At 74.5% G+C, this 15,511-nt stretch carries 14 protein-coding genes; 12 read left to right on the forward strand and 2 right to left on the reverse strand.

The window, feature by feature from the left end; genetic code table 11:
• Positions 1-13: 13 nt before the first annotated feature.
• From ACIBQ8_RS15370 to ACIBQ8_RS15390, 5 genes are all read left to right on the forward strand, one after another.
• On the forward strand, positions 14-1,270 hold the full coding sequence (locus tag ACIBQ8_RS15370; protein ID WP_397192223.1) for a phenylacetate--CoA ligase family protein: 1,257 nt from the start codon (positions 14-16) through the stop codon (positions 1,268-1,270).
• 223 nt (positions 1,271-1,493) lie between these two features.
• Positions 1,494-3,332: a hypothetical protein gene (locus tag ACIBQ8_RS15375; protein ID WP_397175994.1), complete on the forward strand. Its 1,839-nt coding sequence runs from the start codon at positions 1,494-1,496 to the stop codon at positions 3,330-3,332.
• On the forward strand, positions 3,316-4,779 hold the full coding sequence (locus tag ACIBQ8_RS15380; protein ID WP_397192224.1) for a hypothetical protein: 1,464 nt from the start codon (positions 3,316-3,318) through the stop codon (positions 4,777-4,779). Before ACIBQ8_RS15375 ends, ACIBQ8_RS15380 begins: the two co-directional genes overlap by 17 nt.
• A gap of 10 nt (positions 4,780-4,789) precedes the next feature.
• The gene (locus tag ACIBQ8_RS15385) at positions 4,790-4,912 is read left to right on the forward strand and encodes a putative leader peptide (RefSeq protein ID WP_397175998.1); all 123 of its coding nucleotides are present in this window, start codon (positions 4,790-4,792) and stop codon (positions 4,910-4,912) included.
• 80 nt (positions 4,913-4,992) lie between these two features.
• Entirely contained in the window at positions 4,993-5,952 is a 960-nt protein-coding gene (locus tag ACIBQ8_RS15390) for a TauD/TfdA dioxygenase family protein (RefSeq protein ID WP_397176000.1), read from the forward strand.
• 89 nt (positions 5,953-6,041) lie between these two features.
• Here ACIBQ8_RS15390 and ACIBQ8_RS15395 read toward each other — a convergent pair whose 3' ends face one another.
• Positions 6,042-7,169: an acyltransferase family protein gene (locus tag ACIBQ8_RS15395; RefSeq protein WP_397192225.1), complete on the reverse strand. Its 1,128-nt coding sequence runs from the start codon at positions 7,167-7,169 to the stop codon at positions 6,042-6,044.
• A gap of 88 nt (positions 7,170-7,257) precedes the next feature.
• On the reverse strand, positions 7,258-7,458 hold the full coding sequence (locus ACIBQ8_RS15400) for a hypothetical protein (RefSeq protein WP_357979852.1): 201 nt from the start codon (positions 7,456-7,458) through the stop codon (positions 7,258-7,260).
• Positions 7,459-7,663: 205 nt separating this feature from the next.
• Here ACIBQ8_RS15400 and ACIBQ8_RS15405 point away from each other — a divergent pair, with 205 nt between their 5' ends.
• The 7 genes from ACIBQ8_RS15405 to ACIBQ8_RS15435 all read left to right on the forward strand — a co-directional run bounded on the left by ACIBQ8_RS15405 (position 7,664) and on the right by ACIBQ8_RS15435 (position 15,505).
• Positions 7,664-8,983 (forward strand): aminopeptidase P family protein, encoded by a 1,320-nt coding sequence (locus ACIBQ8_RS15405; protein ID WP_397176003.1) that lies wholly within the window; start codon positions 7,664-7,666, stop codon positions 8,981-8,983.
• A 62-nt stretch (positions 8,984-9,045) separates the two neighbouring features.
• A complete protein-coding gene (locus tag ACIBQ8_RS15410; RefSeq protein WP_397176005.1) occupies positions 9,046-9,951 on the forward strand; it encodes a dihydrodipicolinate synthase family protein in 906 nt (301 codons plus the stop codon).
• Entirely contained in the window at positions 9,948-10,949 is a 1,002-nt protein-coding gene (locus ACIBQ8_RS15415) for a proline racemase family protein (RefSeq protein ID WP_397176007.1), read from the forward strand. The genes ACIBQ8_RS15410 and ACIBQ8_RS15415 overlap by 4 nt, the downstream gene beginning before the upstream one ends.
• Before the next feature lie 52 nt (positions 10,950-11,001).
• Positions 11,002-12,228 carry an NAD(P)/FAD-dependent oxidoreductase gene (locus ACIBQ8_RS15420; protein ID WP_397192226.1) on the forward strand — a complete coding sequence of 409 codons (1,227 nt, stop codon included), beginning with the start codon at positions 11,002-11,004 and terminating at the stop codon, positions 12,226-12,228.
• Positions 12,225-12,509, forward strand: coding sequence for a (2Fe-2S)-binding protein (locus ACIBQ8_RS15425; RefSeq protein ID WP_397192227.1), 285 nt, complete (start codon positions 12,225-12,227; stop codon positions 12,507-12,509). Before ACIBQ8_RS15420 ends, ACIBQ8_RS15425 begins: the two co-directional genes overlap by 4 nt.
• Positions 12,502-13,989, forward strand: coding sequence for an NAD(P)/FAD-dependent oxidoreductase (locus tag ACIBQ8_RS15430; protein ID WP_397192228.1), 1,488 nt, complete (start codon positions 12,502-12,504; stop codon positions 13,987-13,989). The genes ACIBQ8_RS15425 and ACIBQ8_RS15430 overlap by 8 nt, the downstream gene beginning before the upstream one ends.
• A complete protein-coding gene (locus ACIBQ8_RS15435) occupies positions 13,982-15,505 on the forward strand; it encodes an aldehyde dehydrogenase (NADP(+)) (protein WP_397192229.1) in 1,524 nt (507 codons plus the stop codon). Before ACIBQ8_RS15430 ends, ACIBQ8_RS15435 begins: the two co-directional genes overlap by 8 nt.
• Positions 15,506-15,511: the final 6 nt, after the last annotated feature.

Genomic DNA, 15,511 nt, shown 5'->3' on the forward strand with positions numbered 1-15,511 from the left:
CAAGGAGTGACACATGCCCGCCAAGTCCCTGCGTGACCTGATCGGCTTCGCCCGCCGGCACTCGCCGTTCTACGCCGAGCTCTACCGCGACCTGCCCGACGGCGTGGCCGACCTCACCGCGCTGCCGATCATCGACCAGAACGCCTTCTGGGCCGCCAACACCTACCCGGACAACAGGCTGCTGACCGGCCCCCTGACCGACGCCGGCGTCTACGCCTCCGGCGGCACCACCGGAGCGCCCAAGTTCTCCCCATGGACGCGCTCCGAGCACGCCGACTCGGTGACCGCGTTCGGCGCCGGCATGGTGCGGGCCGGGCTGCGGCCCGGCCACCGGGTGGCGAACCTGTTCTCCGCCGGCGAGATGTACGGCGGCTTCCTCTACATCGAGCACGCCCTGCACAACGCCCCCGTGGAGAACGTGCGCCTGCCCATCGCCTGCCACGCCGAGGACGGCTACATCGCCGACCTGATCGAGCTGTTCGGCGTGCACGTGCTGGCGGGGCCGCCGATGAAGCTCGGCAAGGTGGCCGAGGCGGTGATCGCGCGCGGGCGCGGCGCGGACACCGTGGAGCTGCTGCTGTTCGCCGGCGACCTGCTCTTCGACGACCTGCGTCCGCAGCTCGCCAAGGCCTTCCCCGGCGCGGTGATCGCCTCGCTCGGCTACGCCTCCGTGGACGCCGGGCTGATCGGCGGCCCCGTGGCGGGCGCGGACGTGCGGGTGCACGAGGCGTTCCCCGACCGCACCCTGGTGGAGCTGATCGACGAGGTGACCGGCGACCCGGTCACCACGCCCGGCATGCGCGGGCGGGTGGTCGTCACCAACCTGTTCAGGACGCTGATGCCGGTCATCCGCTACCCGGTCGGCGACCTGGGGGAGTGGACCGACGCGGAATGCCGGGCCTTCCGGCTGGTCGGCAGGACGTCGGAGGGGGCCAGGGTGGAGACGGTGGCGATGTCCAGCGAGGCCGTCCGGGCCGTGCTGGTCGCCGCCGACCCGGACCGGGCGATGTCGGCGATGCAGATGGTCCAGCGCCGCTGGGACGGCAAGGACGGCCTGCTGCTCCGGCTGGCCTGCACGCAGGAGCCGCCGCCCGGCCTGACCCGGCGGCTCGTGGACGCCGTGTACGCTGCCAAGCCGCTCTACCCGAAGTCCGTGGCCGAGGGGCTGGTGCACCCGCTGACCGTGGAATGGGTGCGGCCGTCGGAGCTGGTGACGCACCCGCGTACCGGGAAGGTGTTGCAGGTGGTGGACGAGCGCCCGCACCCCTGACCCCGGCCGGAGCCTCCGGCCCCGGCCGGAGGCTCCGGATTCATCCGGGTTTTTCCGCGACGTCCGCTGCTTCGTTTCTATGATGGAAACGAGCGTCCGCGGGGCGATGCTCACTGCGAAATCGTTCCAGGCCCACCCGGGCTCATTCGGGCACGCACCGGCGACGACGACCCGGCAGGTTGCTGCGATGGCGGATTCGTTCAACGACGCTCACCTTCGCCTGGTGACGAAGGAGTGCCTCCCGCTCGGGAGCGGCGACCGGCTCCCGGTCATCGTGCTGCTCGGCCCCGACGGCACCGACCGCGAGGTGTGCATCACCCGCGTCTGGAGGAGCGTCACCAGGCCCGAGTCGCCCCGGGTGCGGGTGGATTTCCGGCTGCCGGGGCTGCGCGACGCGCCGGTGGTCAAGACCGTCGAGCGCATCGCCCACGACCTGATGGAGACCTCCAGCGTCCGGCTGCCCCGGGTGGTCTTCGCGCTGCACGTGCTGGCCCTGGACCCGCGGGACCGCTCCGACAACGAGCTGGCCGGCGAACTGGACGACCTCGTGGACGGCGGCGACCCCGAGCGGCTGTCCGACGCCCTGTCCCTGCTGCGCGACCTGCTCGGCCGCATCCCGGGGGCCGAGCCGCTGGCCGCGCTCACCTCGGTGCTCCAGTACGCCGCGCGGGGCCAGCGCCGCCGCGTGGTCAGGCTGCTCAACGACAAGGGCAGGACGTGGCTGGCCGCCCAGATGGCCAACGGCAACGTGATCGACCTGGCCAGACGGCGGGACGGCCACGGCGGCGACCCGTCCGGGTCCGCCGGGGCGATCCTGTGCCGGGCCCTGGTCGCCGACCTCGCCGACTCCTGGTCCAAGAGCCACCGCCACGCCAGGAGCTGCCTGCTGCTGCTGGAGGGTGCCGAGACCGCGGCGGGCCGCGCGCTGCTCAGGGCGCTCGGCCCGGCCAAGGGCGCCGACCCGCTGCTGGTGGTGGCCGAGTCGAGGGAGTGGCTGCCGATGGGGGGCTCGTGGGCGCGTCCCGGCACGGTCGTGCCCGGCGCGGCCCACCCGCCCACGCTGGCGGAGGCGAGCTACCGCGACTGGCGGGCCGGCTACGACGCCCGGGAGCAGCCGTGGTGGTACCCCGTGCTGATGCCGCCGCTGGAGGCCGACAGGTCGCGCGCCTATGCCTCGGCCGTCCGGGAGCTGACCGGCGGCCATCCGGCCGTGACCCGGCGCCTGGGCAGGCTCGCCGCCACGGCCCAGGACGACGACGCCTTCCGCGCCGTCGTGTGCCGCGAGGACCTGCTGCGCTGGCCCGACCGGCTGCACCTGGCCCACCTCGACGAGCTCACCGACTGGGCGGCGGCCAGGAACGTGGACGACGCCGAGAGCGCCCTGCTCAAGCGGGCCGGCCGGACGCCGAACCTGCGCAACGAGCTGGCCGACCTGCTCTGGCTCGACCGCCGTCCGGAGGAGCGGGACCCGCACGGCCGCTACGAGGGGGCGCCCGGCCCCCAGGTCACCGTGATCCATCCGTGGCTGCGGCGGCTGCTGCTGCACCGGCTCGCCGTCACCGGCCGCTGGGACGACGTGCACGACGACCTGGAACGCTTCCACCTCGGCCCCGGAGGCGAGGAGAACCCGCGCAGCCTGCACCACCGCCTGGCCCGCGTCGGCCCGGACGACCCCGAGGGCCATCTCGCCCACGTGGCCGGGCGCCTGCACCGGCTCTTCGACCGGCTCGACGTGCGCGAGGACGGCCGCAGCCGGCTGCCGGAATGGCTGGCCGGCTTCAACGAGGTGACCGCCGCCCCCAACCGGCTGCCGCTGGTCACCCCCCTGGACGAGCTGTACGACTCCCTGGTGGCGACCGCCGCCCCGCACGAGCGCGGGGACTGGCTCGTCGTGGTCAGGGCCCTGGTCGTGGACCGCTGGTTCTGGCTCGACCCGCTGCTCGACCCGTCAGGGAGCCGGGCCGAGCAGGTCGCGCGCGGGCTGCGGGACCTGGCCAGGCGGTCCACCACCAGTCCGGCGATCTTGCTACGGGAGGCCGACAGGTATGAGCGACGACGGTGACCTCGGCACGGCCGGGGCGGGCGATCCGGCGCCGGCGGAGGTCGGCGCGAAGTGGGCGGCGGGCCGCCGCAACCGCGTCCTGCTGCGCAGGGCGCTGGCGGGGGTGCTCGTCGTGGCGGCCGTCGTCGTCCTCGGGCTCTACGTCAGGACGGCGCGGCTCACCGACGACAGCGACGCCTTCGGGCCCGACCTGGCCCCGGTCATGAGCCGCATCGCCGCCGAGAACGCCGCGGTGGAGAAGGAGCACCCGGACGACTACGTGACCGTCGTCGCGATGTTCCCGATGACCGGCTCACTCACCGACATCGCCCTGAACCGGGAGAGCATCAGGCACGGACTGGAGGGCGTCCACCTGGCGCAGGTGTGGCGCAACCGGCAGCCGTCCTCGCCGCCGTACGTGCGGGTGCTGGTGGCCAGCGACGGGCCGCAGGACTGGGAGCCGACGGTCGAGGCCGTCCGGGACCGGACCGCGGAGGAGCACATCGTGGCCGTGACCGGGCTCGGCGCCAGCACCGGCGCGACCCGCGGGACGGTCGCGAGCCTGAGCGCGAGCCGGTACGCCATGGTCTCGGCGGTCATCACCTCCGACGAGCTCACCGGCTTCCCCGGCCTGGCCCGCGTCGCGGCCCTGAACAGCGAGCAGGCCCAGGCCGGGGTGGTGCACGCCAGGAAGGTCAACCCCGGGCTCAAGGCGGTCGTGATCAAGGACCTCAACCCGGCCGACAGCTACGTCAAGACCCTCGCCCGGTTCTACACCGGCTCGCTGGCCGGCCGGGAACGCGTGATGGAGCTGTCCTTCGACTCCTCGACCAGGTTCTCCGGCACCGTGCTCGACGTCATCGCCGAGCGCGTCTGCAACTCCGGCGCGAACACCGTCCTGTACGCCGGGCGCAGCGAGCAGCTGCCCGCGCTGATGCAGGCGCTCAGCCAGCGCGAGCGGTGCGTCCGGCCCGGCGTCACCGTGGTCACCGGCGACGACGCCAGCGAGATGAACCGCAAGGTCGACCTCGGCATGTGGGGGGACACCCGGATCCGGCTCTTCTACACGGCCCTGGCCCACCCGGCGAGCCTCGCGCTGCCCGGCGGCGGGGTGCTCACGGCGATCCGGGCCAGGTTCGAGGGGGACGACCCCGACAGCTTCCGGCGCATGTTCCCGCACGAGAGCCTCGACGACGGCATGGCGATCATGCACCACGACGCCATGTTCGTGGCCCTGGAGACGGCCAAGGCGTTCGCCCGCGAGCCGGACGTGCCCTCGCCGCAGGACATGGCGAACATGCTGACCAGCGGCACGGTGTCGGTCGAGGGCGCCAGCGGCCCGATCAGGATCGTCGAGGGCGGCGCCCGCCAGACCAAGGAGATCCCGATCCTCCAGCTCAACCCGGACGGCACCTCGGCGTACTCGGGCCGGGTCACGGTGACGGACGGCGGCCCCGGCAGGAGCTGATCCGTCTTTCATGCATTACCTATTGCTTTTGTGGGGAATTTCGCGCAGGATCAGGGGTGTGAAGAGCCTTCTGGTGGCCCGCCTCCACGTCGATCTCCGGCGGCAGGCGAGCGCGCTCTGTGCCGTGCGGTGACCTCCGGGTCCCCGCTCTCCTCGGACGCCCGAGCGTCCTTCCCCCAGACCTTCCCCGAAGCTCAGAGGAGTGGCCGAACCATGTCGACCCCCACCAGCGTGCTCACCGTCCGGCGCGTCGCCGGGCACATCGGCGCCGAGATCACCGGCGTCGATCTGGCCCACCCGCTCGATCCGTCCGTGGTCGAGGAGATCCGCCAGGCGCTGCTCGCGTACAAAGTCGTGTTCTTCCGCGGGCAGGAGCTCGACCACGCCGCGCAGATCGCCTTCGCCCGCCAGTTCGGCGAGCTGACCCACGCCCACCCGCACGAGGACGCGCCGCCCGAGGAGTTCCCGCAGATCCTGACCATCGACCCCCGCCGGTACGAGAAGCGTTACGGCGTCAACTACCGCGAGCTCTACCAGAGGAGGCGCTACTCCTACTTCTCCGGCTGGCACACCGACGTCACCGCCGCCGTCAACCCGCCCGCCGCCTCGATCCTGCGGGCCGAGACCGTGCCGGAGTTCGGCGGCGACACCCAGTGGACGAACCTGGTGGCCGCCTACGAGGGCCTGTCCGCGCCGCTGCGCGACCTGGTGGACGGCCTGCGCGCCGAACACCGCTTCCTGGCCGGCTACCAGGCCGCCGATGAGGACGGCAAGCTGGTCAAGCGCGTCAACGACAACCTGCTCATCTCCGTGCACCCGGTGGTGCGGGTGCATCCGGAGACCGGTGAGCGGGCGTTGTTCGTCAACCCCGGGTTCACCGACCACATCGTGGGCCTGTCGGCCGTGGAGAGCCGCCGCCTCCTCGACCTGCTGTACGAGCAGCTCACCCGGCCCGAGTACACTGTGCGCTTCCGCTGGCGGCCGGGCAGCGTCGCCTTCTGGGACAACCGCGCCACCGCCCATCTGGCCCCGTCCGACCTCGACCACCTCGACGTGCCGCGCACGCTGCACCGGGTCACGCTGATCGGCGACCGGCCCGTCGGACCCGACGGGTTCGTCTCGGAGATCGTGGCGGGAAGGGAGTTCAGGGCCCAGTCACTCGTGGTCGCCTGACGGCGGCGGCCACCTCCGCGAGCGGGACCCGCTCGCGGCACCGGACGCGCGGGCGGGGGCTGGGGGGTGCCCGCCCGCGGCGTCGGTCCCTACTTCCGGACGGGGGCCCGCGACCCGCTCAGCCGGCGGCCGAGCCGCTGGGCCGGGGCCTCGATCACGTGGTACGTCACCAGGCACAGCGGGATCAGGACCAGGTAGTACAGCACCAGGTTCGGCAGCAGGCGCAGCAGCAGCGGATGCAGCAGGTAGACGGAGAAGCTGATCACCCCGAGCCGGGTCAGGACGCGCGGGAACGCCCTGTGGCGCAACGCCAGCCCCACCCCGAACACGGCGAACGCGAGCACGAGCGCGGGCGCCCATCCCGGGTCGTCCTTGGCGGCAACGCCGCAGGCCACCACCGCCAGGCAGGCGAGCCCGGCGGCCCGCCAGGAGATCGTGCCCTGCTCGGCGCGGTACACCGCGGTCCCGGCGAACATGGCCGCCAGGACGATCACGCCCTGCCAGGTGCCGGCCCGGCTGCCCAGGACCACCAGCGCCAGCCCGAGCAGCCCGCCCGCCGCGGCGGCCGCCGTACGGGCCCGGCCGTCCCCGAGGACGGTGACCGCGATCGCCGCCACGACCGCGAGGACGAGCAGCGCGGCGGTCAGGTCGGCCCCGCCGTTGATCGACGCGCCCGGCAGCAGCAGCCCCGCCGGCACGGCCAGCGCCGCCAGCGCGACGGCGATGCCCGCCGACCTGCGGGCCTGACCGGTCGCGAACAGCGCCACGCTGATCAGGTAGAACGCCATCTCGTACGACAGCGTCCAGGTCACGCCGATGACGGGCGGCAGGTTGAGCAGTTCCTGGAGCATCGTCAGGTTGCCGAGCGCGACCAGCGGCGCGGGACGCTCGCCGAGGCGCGGATCCAGCGGGAACAGGCCCGCGAGGGCGAGCAGGAACGCCAGGCCGAGGGCGGCCAGCAGCAGCGGCAGCAGGCGGAAGGCCCGGCCGGTCCAGAAGGCGCGCAGGTCGCCGCGCCGTTCCAGGGACGCCGGGATGATGTAGCCGCTGACCAGGAAGAACACGAAGACGCCCCACGTGCCGAGGTCGATCCTGCGGTCCACGACCGCCCACGCGGCGGGGACGAAGGACCAGCCCGCGTGGTGCGCGGTGACGGCCAGCGCGGCGGGCCCCCGCAGGGCGTCCAGCCAGGCCAGCCGGGCGGAGGCGGGGGACATCTGTCGAATTCTAGGCCATTTGCGACAGAACGCCCCCGTAACCGGACATCCGCCCGGCTTCGCGCCTCCCCGGGCCGGGGCGCCGCGATCAGCGGGACGGCGAGCGGCGCAGGCGCAGGCCGATCACCACGACGGCGACGCCCACCAGCAGCACCACCGGACCGATGACCGCCCAGGTGGCGTCGCCGGTCATCACGCTGCCGCCCACCACGCCCAGTCCCTGGAGCGCCCAGAGCCCGCCGACCAGGGCCAGCAGCACGCCGACGACGATGAGGATCCAAGAGGTCATCGTTCTTCCCGTCTCTCGTCCCGCCGCGCTCGTTCCGCAGCGGGGGGCTCCGTGTGCGTGTTGATCGCGTGGCTCCCGCAGAGTAGCCGAGCCTTTGTCACGATATGCGGATTTTTCTGGTCACCTCTTGGCGGCGGCTTCCCGCCGTCCTAATGTTCAGTGCAATGCCACACATTACTGAGCCCTATGGAAGGAGTGATCCCCGGTGCGCGACGGCAGGCCCCCGAAGCTGTCCGAGATCCCCGCTTTCACCGCGTACATGAACACCGGCTGGGGCAGCGCCGACCGCACGCCGCGGGTCGTGCCCGGCGCGGCCGAGGCCGCCGCCGCCCACCGGGCGCGGCTGGCCGAGGCGCTGCCCGGCCGGACCGTCGTGCTGGCCGCGGGGCAGGCCCCGATCCGCAGCAACGACATGGCCTACGACTTCCGCGCCGCCAGCGACTTCGTCTGGGTGACCGGCTGCCAGATCGAGAACGCCGTCGTCGTGCTGGCGGGGGCCGAGGCCACCCTCTACGTGCCGCCGCCCGCCCGCCCCGGCGACCCGGCGTTCTTCACCGACTCCAGGTACGGCGAGCTGTGGGTGGGCGCCGCGCCCGGCCTGGACGACTGGGCGAAGGCGCTCGGGGTGCGGGTCCGGCCGCTGGCCGAGCTGACCGCGGACGTGACCGAGGACCAGGAGGCCGCCCGGGTCCTGGCCGAGCTGCGCATGCACAAGGACGACTGGGAGCTCGGCCAGCTGCGCGAGGCGGTGGACCGCACCGTCGAGGGCTTCGCCGCCGTCGTCCGCGAGATCCCCGCGGCCGTGGCCGGACGCGGCGAGCGGTGGCTCCAGGGCACCTTCGACCGGTACGCCCGCGCCTACGGCAACGGCCCCGGCTACCCCTCCATCGTCGGCTCCGGCCCGCACGCGCCCACCCTGCACTGGGTGCGCTGCGACGGCCCGGTGACCCCCGGCGAGCTGCTCCTGCTCGACCTCGGCGTCGAGGCGGAGAGCTGCTACACCGCCGACGTCACCCGCACCTTCCCCGTCTCCGGCCGCTTCACCCCGGCCCAGCGGCAGGTGCACGACCTGGTCGAGCGCGCCCACCGGGCCGCGCTCGCCGCGGTCGCACCCGGCCGCCGCTTCAGCGACTTCCACCACGCCGCCATGGAGGTCGTCGCGCACGGCCTGGCCGACTGGGGCCTGCTGCCGGTCTCGGTGGACGAGGCCCTGTCCGACGCCGGCCAGCACCACCGCCGCTACCTGGTCTGCGGCGTCGGCCACCACCTCGGCCTGGACGTGCACGACTGCGGCCGGGCGAGCCAGGAGTCCTACCAGGACGCCGTCATGGCCCCCGGCATGGCGCTCACCGTGGAGCCCGGCCTGTACTTCCACCCGCACGACCTCACCGTCCCGCCGGAGCTGCGCGGGGTCGGCGTCCGGATCGAGGACGACCTGGTGGTCACCGAGCAGGGCGCCGACGTGCTGTCGGCCGCGCTGCCCCTGGACGCCGGCGGCCTGGAGAAGTGGATGGCCGCCGGGTAGGTAGTCGCTGTGACATTGCACCGCATAATCTCTCGAATATCCCCATGTGAGGAGACCTCAGCATGACCACCTCCGCCACGCCGTGGCGCGGCATCCACGTCGCGACGGCCCTGCCCTTCGCCGACGACCTCTCCGTGGACTACGACGGGTTCGCCGAGCACGTGCGATTCCTGGCCGAAGGCGGCTGTGACGGTGTGACGCCCAACGGCTCGCTGGGCGAGTACCAGACGCTCACGCCGCAGGAGCGGGCCCGCGTCGTCGAGACGGCCGTCCAAGCCGCGCCGCCCGGGTTCGGCGTCATGCCGGGCGTGGCCGCGTACGGCGCCATGGAGGCCCGCCGGTGGGCCGACCAGGCCGCCGAGGCGGGGGCCACGTCCGTGCTGCTGCTGCCGCCGAACGCCTACCGGGCCCCGCGCGAGGCCGTCGTCGCCCACTACCGGGAGGTCGCCAAGGCCGGGCTGCCGGTCGTGGCCTACAACAACCCGTTCGACACCAAGGTCGACCTGACCCCGGACCTGCTGGCCGAGCTGTACCACGAGGGCCTGATCGTCGGCGTCAAGGAGTTCACCGGGGACGTGCGCAGGGCCTACGAGATCGCCGAGCTGGCGCCGGAGCTGGACCTGCTCATCGGGGCCGACGACGTGCTGCTGGAGCTGGGCCTGGCCGGGGCCGTCGGCTGGATCGCCGGGTACCCGAACATGATCCCGCAGTCCACGACCCGCCTGTACCGGCTGGCCACCTCCGGCGACCCCGCCGACCTGCCCGAGGCGCTGCGCGTCTACCGCGACCTGCACCCGCTGCTGCGCTGGGACTCCAAGCCCGAGTTCGTGCAGTCGATCAAGCTGTCCATGGACCTGGCCGGGCGCAGGGGCGGCGCCTGCCGTCCGCCGCGCCTGCCGCTCGCGCCCGAGCTGGTCGCCCGCATCACCGCCGACACCGAGGCCGTCCTGGAAAAGGGCTACAAGTGAGATCACGTCGCACCTTCCACGCCGTCGACTCCCACACCGAGGGCATGCCCACCCGCGTGATCGTCGGCGGCGTCGGCGCCATCCCGGGGGAGACCATGGCCGAGCGCCGGCTGTGGTTCATGGAGAACAGCGACGACGTGCGCACGCTGCTCATGTACGAGCCGCGCGGCCACGCCGCGATGAGCGGGGCGATCCTCCAGCCGCCCACCCGGCCCGACGCCGACTACGGCGTGCTGTTCATCGAGGTCTCCGGGCTGCTGCCGATGTGCGGCCACGGCACGATCGGCGTGGCGACCGTCCTGGTGGAGACCGGGATGGTGCCCGTGGTCGAGCCGGTCACCACGATCCGGCTCGACACGCCGGCCGGGCTCGTGGTGGCGTCCGTGGCGGTCGAGGACGGCGCGGCGACCTCGGTGACCATCCAGAACGTGCCCTCCTTCGCGTACGCGCTGGACCGCAAGGTCGAGGTGCCCGGCTTCGGGGAGATCGGCTACGACCTGGCCTTCGGCGGCAACTTCTACGCCTTCGTCGAGCTGGCCGAGCTGGGGCTGCCCTTCGACCGGGCCCGCGCCGGCGACCTGCTGTCGGCCGGGCTCGCGATCATGGACGCCGTCAACGAGCACGACCGCCCGGTCCACCCCGAGCGGCCCGACATCAACGGCTGCCATCACGTCTACCTGGCCGCACCCGGCTCGACGGCCCAGCTGTCCAGGCACGCCATGGCCATCCATCCCGGCTGGTTCGACCGCTCGCCGTGCGGCACCGGCACCAGCGCCCGGATGGCCCAGTTCCACGCCCGGGGCGAGCTGGCCCTCGGCGAGGACTTCGTCAACGAGTCGTTCATCGGCACCCGCTTCACCGGACGGCTGCTCGGCGAGACCGCGGTCGGCCCGCTGCCCGCCGTGCTGCCCTCGATCACCGGCCGGGCCTGGGTCACCGGCACCTCGCAGTTCCACCTCGACCCGACCGACCCCTTCCCGGCGGGGTTCCTGCTGTGAGCCGTCCCGCCCAGGCACGCGGCCCGCGGGCGGGCGGCGCGAAGGGCACGCCGTGAGCGCCGACCTCGTCGTGGTCGGCGCCGGCGTGGTGGGCGCGGCCGGCGCGTACTTCGCCGCGCGGGCCGGGCTGCGCGTGGTGGTCGTCGAGCGCGGAGCCATCGCCGGGGGCACCTCCAGCGCGGGCGAGGGCAATCTGCTCGTGTCCGACAAGGAGGCAGGGCCCGAGCTCGACCTCGCGCTCTACTCCCAGCGGGTGTGGCGCGAGGACCTGGCCGAGCACGCCGGGCTGTGGGAGTTCGAGGCCAAGGGCGGGCTGGTCGTCGCGTCGTCCGGGGCCGGTCTGGCCTCGCTGCGCGAGCTGGGCGAGCACCAGCGCCGCCACGGCGTCGAGGTGCGCGACGTGGCGGCGCAGGAACTGCGCGACTACGAGCCGCACCTCGCGCCCGGGCTCGCCGGAGCCGCCTTCTACCCCCAGGACGCCCAGGTCCAGCCCATGCTGGTGGTCGCCCACCTGCTGCGGCTGGCCCGCGCGCACGGCGCGCAGGTGCGCACCCGTACCGGCGTCACCGGCTTCCTGCGCGACGGGAGCCGCGTCACCGGCGTGCGCACCCCGGCCGGCGACGTGCCCGCCGGGGCGGTGCTCAACGCGACCGGCACCTGGGCAGGCGACGTCGCCGCCCTGGCCGGGGTGCACGTGCCCGTCCTGCCCAGACGCGGGTTCGTGCTGGTCACCCAGCCCATGCCGCCCCGGACGATCCGCCACAAGGTCTACGCCGCCGAGTACGTCGGGGACGTGGCCAGCTCCGACGCCGCCCTGCAGACCTCGCCCGTCGTGGAGGGCACCGGCAGCGGCACGATCCTCATCGGCGCCTCCAGGGAACGGGTCGGCTTCGACCGCACGTTCTCCCCGCGGGCGGCCGGCGCGCTGGCGGCCAAGGCGATCGCGCTGTTCCCGATGTTGTGGGACGTCCGGGCCATGCGCACGTACCTGGGGTTCCGGCCGTACTGCCCGGACCATCTGCCGGTGATCGGGCCCGACCCGCGCGCGCCCGGGTTGTGGCACGCCTGCGGGCACGAGGGGGCGGGCATCGGACTGTCCGCGGGCACCGGCAAGCTCGTCGCCCAGGCGCTCACCGGTCGCACCCCGGACCTCGACCTCAAGCCCTTCGCCCCCGACCGCTTCCCAGCCCCCGACCGCTCTTCCGGCACCGACCATTTGTCCGCTTCCGACCGCTTTTCCGGCACCGGGTCCGCCGCGACCGAGGAGGGGCCCCGATGACCCACCAGATGACCTTCCGCGGCGCGAGCGTCCCCGCCGAGCCGGGGCAGAGCGTCGGGGCCGCCCTGGTCGCGGCGGGCATCCTCGACTGGCGCACCACCCGCGGGGCCGGCCGGCCGCGCGGGCTGTTCTGCGGCATCGGCATCTGCTTCGACTGCCTCATCACCGTCGACGGCGTCCCCGACCAGCGCGCCTGCCTGGTCCCGGCGCGCGACGGCATGCGCCTCGGCGACGACGCCCCCGCCCGCGAAGACGGCGAGCCGGGAGGCCCCCATGCGTGAGACGCACGACGTCGCCGTGGTCGGCGCGGGCCCGGCCGGACTGGCCGCCGCCGTCGAGGCCGCCGGGTCCGGGCTGGACGTGGCCCTCGTGGACGGCGCCCGCCAGCCGGGCGGCCAGTTCTGGCGGCACTACGACGAACGCCACGCCCGCCCCGAGGACGCCGCCGGGCACCACGACTGGCCCGTCTTCACCCGGCTGCGCGACCGGCTGCGCGCCCTGACCGCCGCCGGACGGATCCGCTACCTGCCCGGCCACCAGGTCTGGCTGGCCGCCCGGGACGACGCGGGCACGTTCACGCTGCGCACCACCCCCACAGTCCCGGAGGAGGGGGCCGCCGGCGCCACGGTGACCGCCCGCGCGCTGATCCTGTGCCCCGGCGGCTACGACAGGCAGCTTCCCGTCCCCGGCTGGGACCTGCCCGGCGTGATGGCCGCCGGTGGGGTGCAGGCCCTGCTCAAGGGGCAGCGCACGCTCGCCGGCCGCCGCGCGGTCGTCGCCGGGACCGGGCCGTTCCTGCTGCCGGTCGCCACCGGCCTGGCCGCGGCCGGGGCGCGGGTGGCGGCGGTCGCCGAGGCCAACGCCACGCTCGGCTGGCTGCGCGAGCTGCGCGGCGCCGCGTCCGTGCCGGCCAAGGGGCTGGAGGCGGTGCAGTACGCGGCGCTGATGGCCCGTCACCGCGTGCCGTACCGCACCGGGACCGTGGTCACCGAGATCCTGGGGGAGACTCGGGTCGAGGCCGTCCGGCTCGCCCGGCTCGGCCGCGACGGCCGCCCGGCCGGGCCGGCCCGCGAGATCCCCGCCGACCTCGTCGCGCTCGGCTGGGGGTTCACGCCGTCCCTCGAACTGCCGCTCATGCTCGGCGCCGGCACCAGGAAGGACGTCGACGGCTCGCTCGTCGTGACCGTGGACGCCTTCCAGCGCACCGACGTCCCCGGCCTGTACGTCGCGGGCGAGGCGACCGGCGTCGGCGGCGCCGTCCTGGCCCGGCAGGAGGGGCGGCTGAGCGCCCTGGCCCTGGCCCGTACGCTGGGCCGCCGGGCCGACCCGGCGCTCATGGGCCGGTTGCGCCGGTCGATCGCCCGCGGGCGGCGCTTCGCCGCGGCCATGCACCGGACCTACCCCGTGCCGCGCGCCTGGACGTCCTGGCTGCGGGAGGAGACGCTGGTCTGCCGCTGCGAGGAGGTCTCCTACGGCGACCTGCGCCGCGCCCACGACGACCTGGGCGCCGACGACCCGCGCACGCTGAAGATGCTGGCCAGGCCGGGCATGGGCTGGTGCCAGGGACGGGTGTGCGGGTTCGCCACCGCCGGCGTCGCGGCCTGCCTGAGCCGCCGCGAGAGCACGGCCGCCGATCTGCGCCCGCTGTCCACCCGGAGCCTGGCGGCCCCGGTGCCCCTGGGCGAGCTGGCCGCGCTCGCCGACGACCACCCTGCCGACAACACCGACGAAGACCATGAAAGAGGACGAGACCGTGAGTGACGTGCTGAGCGTCGACCCGCGTACCGGACAGGCCCGCGAGCGCGTCGCGGCGGAGTCGACGCCGCAGGACGTGGACCGCGCCGTGCGCGCCGCTGCCGCCGCCGCCCCCGCGCTGGCCGACCGGTCCGTACGCGCCGACCTGCTGCGTACCGCCGCCGCGCTGCTGGAGGAGGGCGGCGAGGAGATCATCGCGACCGCCGACGCGGAGACCGCCCTCGGCAGGGTCCGCCTCACCGGCGAGCTGGCCCGCACCTGCTACCAGCTACGGGCCTTCGCCGACGTGGCCGAGTCGGGCGCCTTCCTGGACGTGATCATCGACCACGCCGACCCGGCCGCCCGCCCGGCCCCCCGCCCCGACCTGCGGCGCTACAAGGTGCCGCTGGGCGTGGTCGCGGTGTTCGCGGCGAGCAACTTCCCGCTGGCCTTCAGCGTGCCGGGCGGCGACACCGCCAGCGCGCTGGCCGCCGGGTGCCCGGTCGTGGTCAAGGCGCATCCGGACCATCCGGCGACCAGCGTCCTGTCCGCCCGCGCGCTGCGCGCCGCCGCCGAGAAGGCCGGTCTGCCGGCCGACGTCGTGGGCCTGGTGCACGGCTTCGCGGCCGGCCCGGAGCTGGTCCGGCACCCGCTGACCGCCGCCGTCGGCTTCACCGGCTCGGTACGCGGCGGGCGGGCGCTGCACGACCTGGCCGCCGCCCGTCCGCGGCCGATCCCGTTCCACGGCGAGCTGGGCAGCCTCAACCCGGTCGTGGTGACCGAGCGGGCCGCCGCGACCCGGGCGGCCGAGATCGGCGCGGGCCTGGCCGCCTCCTACACCCAGGGCCTCGGCCAGTTCTGCGTCAAGCCGGGCCTGGTCCTGCTGCCCGCGGGCCCGGCGGGCGACGCGGTGCTCGACGCCGTGGTCGCGGCCACCGTGCCCGCCGGACCGCTGCTCGACCCGCGCATGCGGGCGGCCTTCCTGGACGGCGTGCGCTCCCGCGCCCAGCTTCCCGGGGTCAGGCAGGTGCTGGCCGCGGGCGAGGACGACGCCGCGCCGCTGGCCGTCCGTCCGGGCGTGCTGACCGTGGCGGCCGAGCGGCTCGCGGACGGGGACGCCCACGCCGAGCTGCTGGAGGAATGCTTCGGGCCGGTCACCGTCGTGGCCTGGTACGGCTCGGAGGCCGAGCGGGACGCGGTGCTCGACGCGCTGCCCGGCAACCTCACCGCGACCGCCCACCTGGGGGCCGACGAGCGCGAGGGCGCGGCGGCCGGCCTGGTGGCCAGGCTCGCCGGGCTGGCCGGACGGGTCGTCGTGGACGGCTGGCCCACGGGCGTGTCGGTCGCGCCCGCGATGCAGCACGGCGGGCCGTACCCGGCCTCGACCAGCACCTCGACCTCGGTCGGCGGCACCGCGATCGAGCGCTGGCTGCGCCCGGTGTGCTTCCAGGACACCCCCGACCCCCTCCTGCCGCCGGAGCTGCGCGAGGCCAACCCGCTCGGCGTTCCGCGGACGGTGGACGGCTTTTATCTACACTTGTAGACGCTC

Origin of the sequence: Nonomuraea sp. NPDC049646, from assembly GCF_044465525.1 — a bacterium.
Taxonomy (GTDB): domain Bacteria; phylum Actinomycetota; class Actinomycetes; order Streptosporangiales; family Streptosporangiaceae; genus Nonomuraea.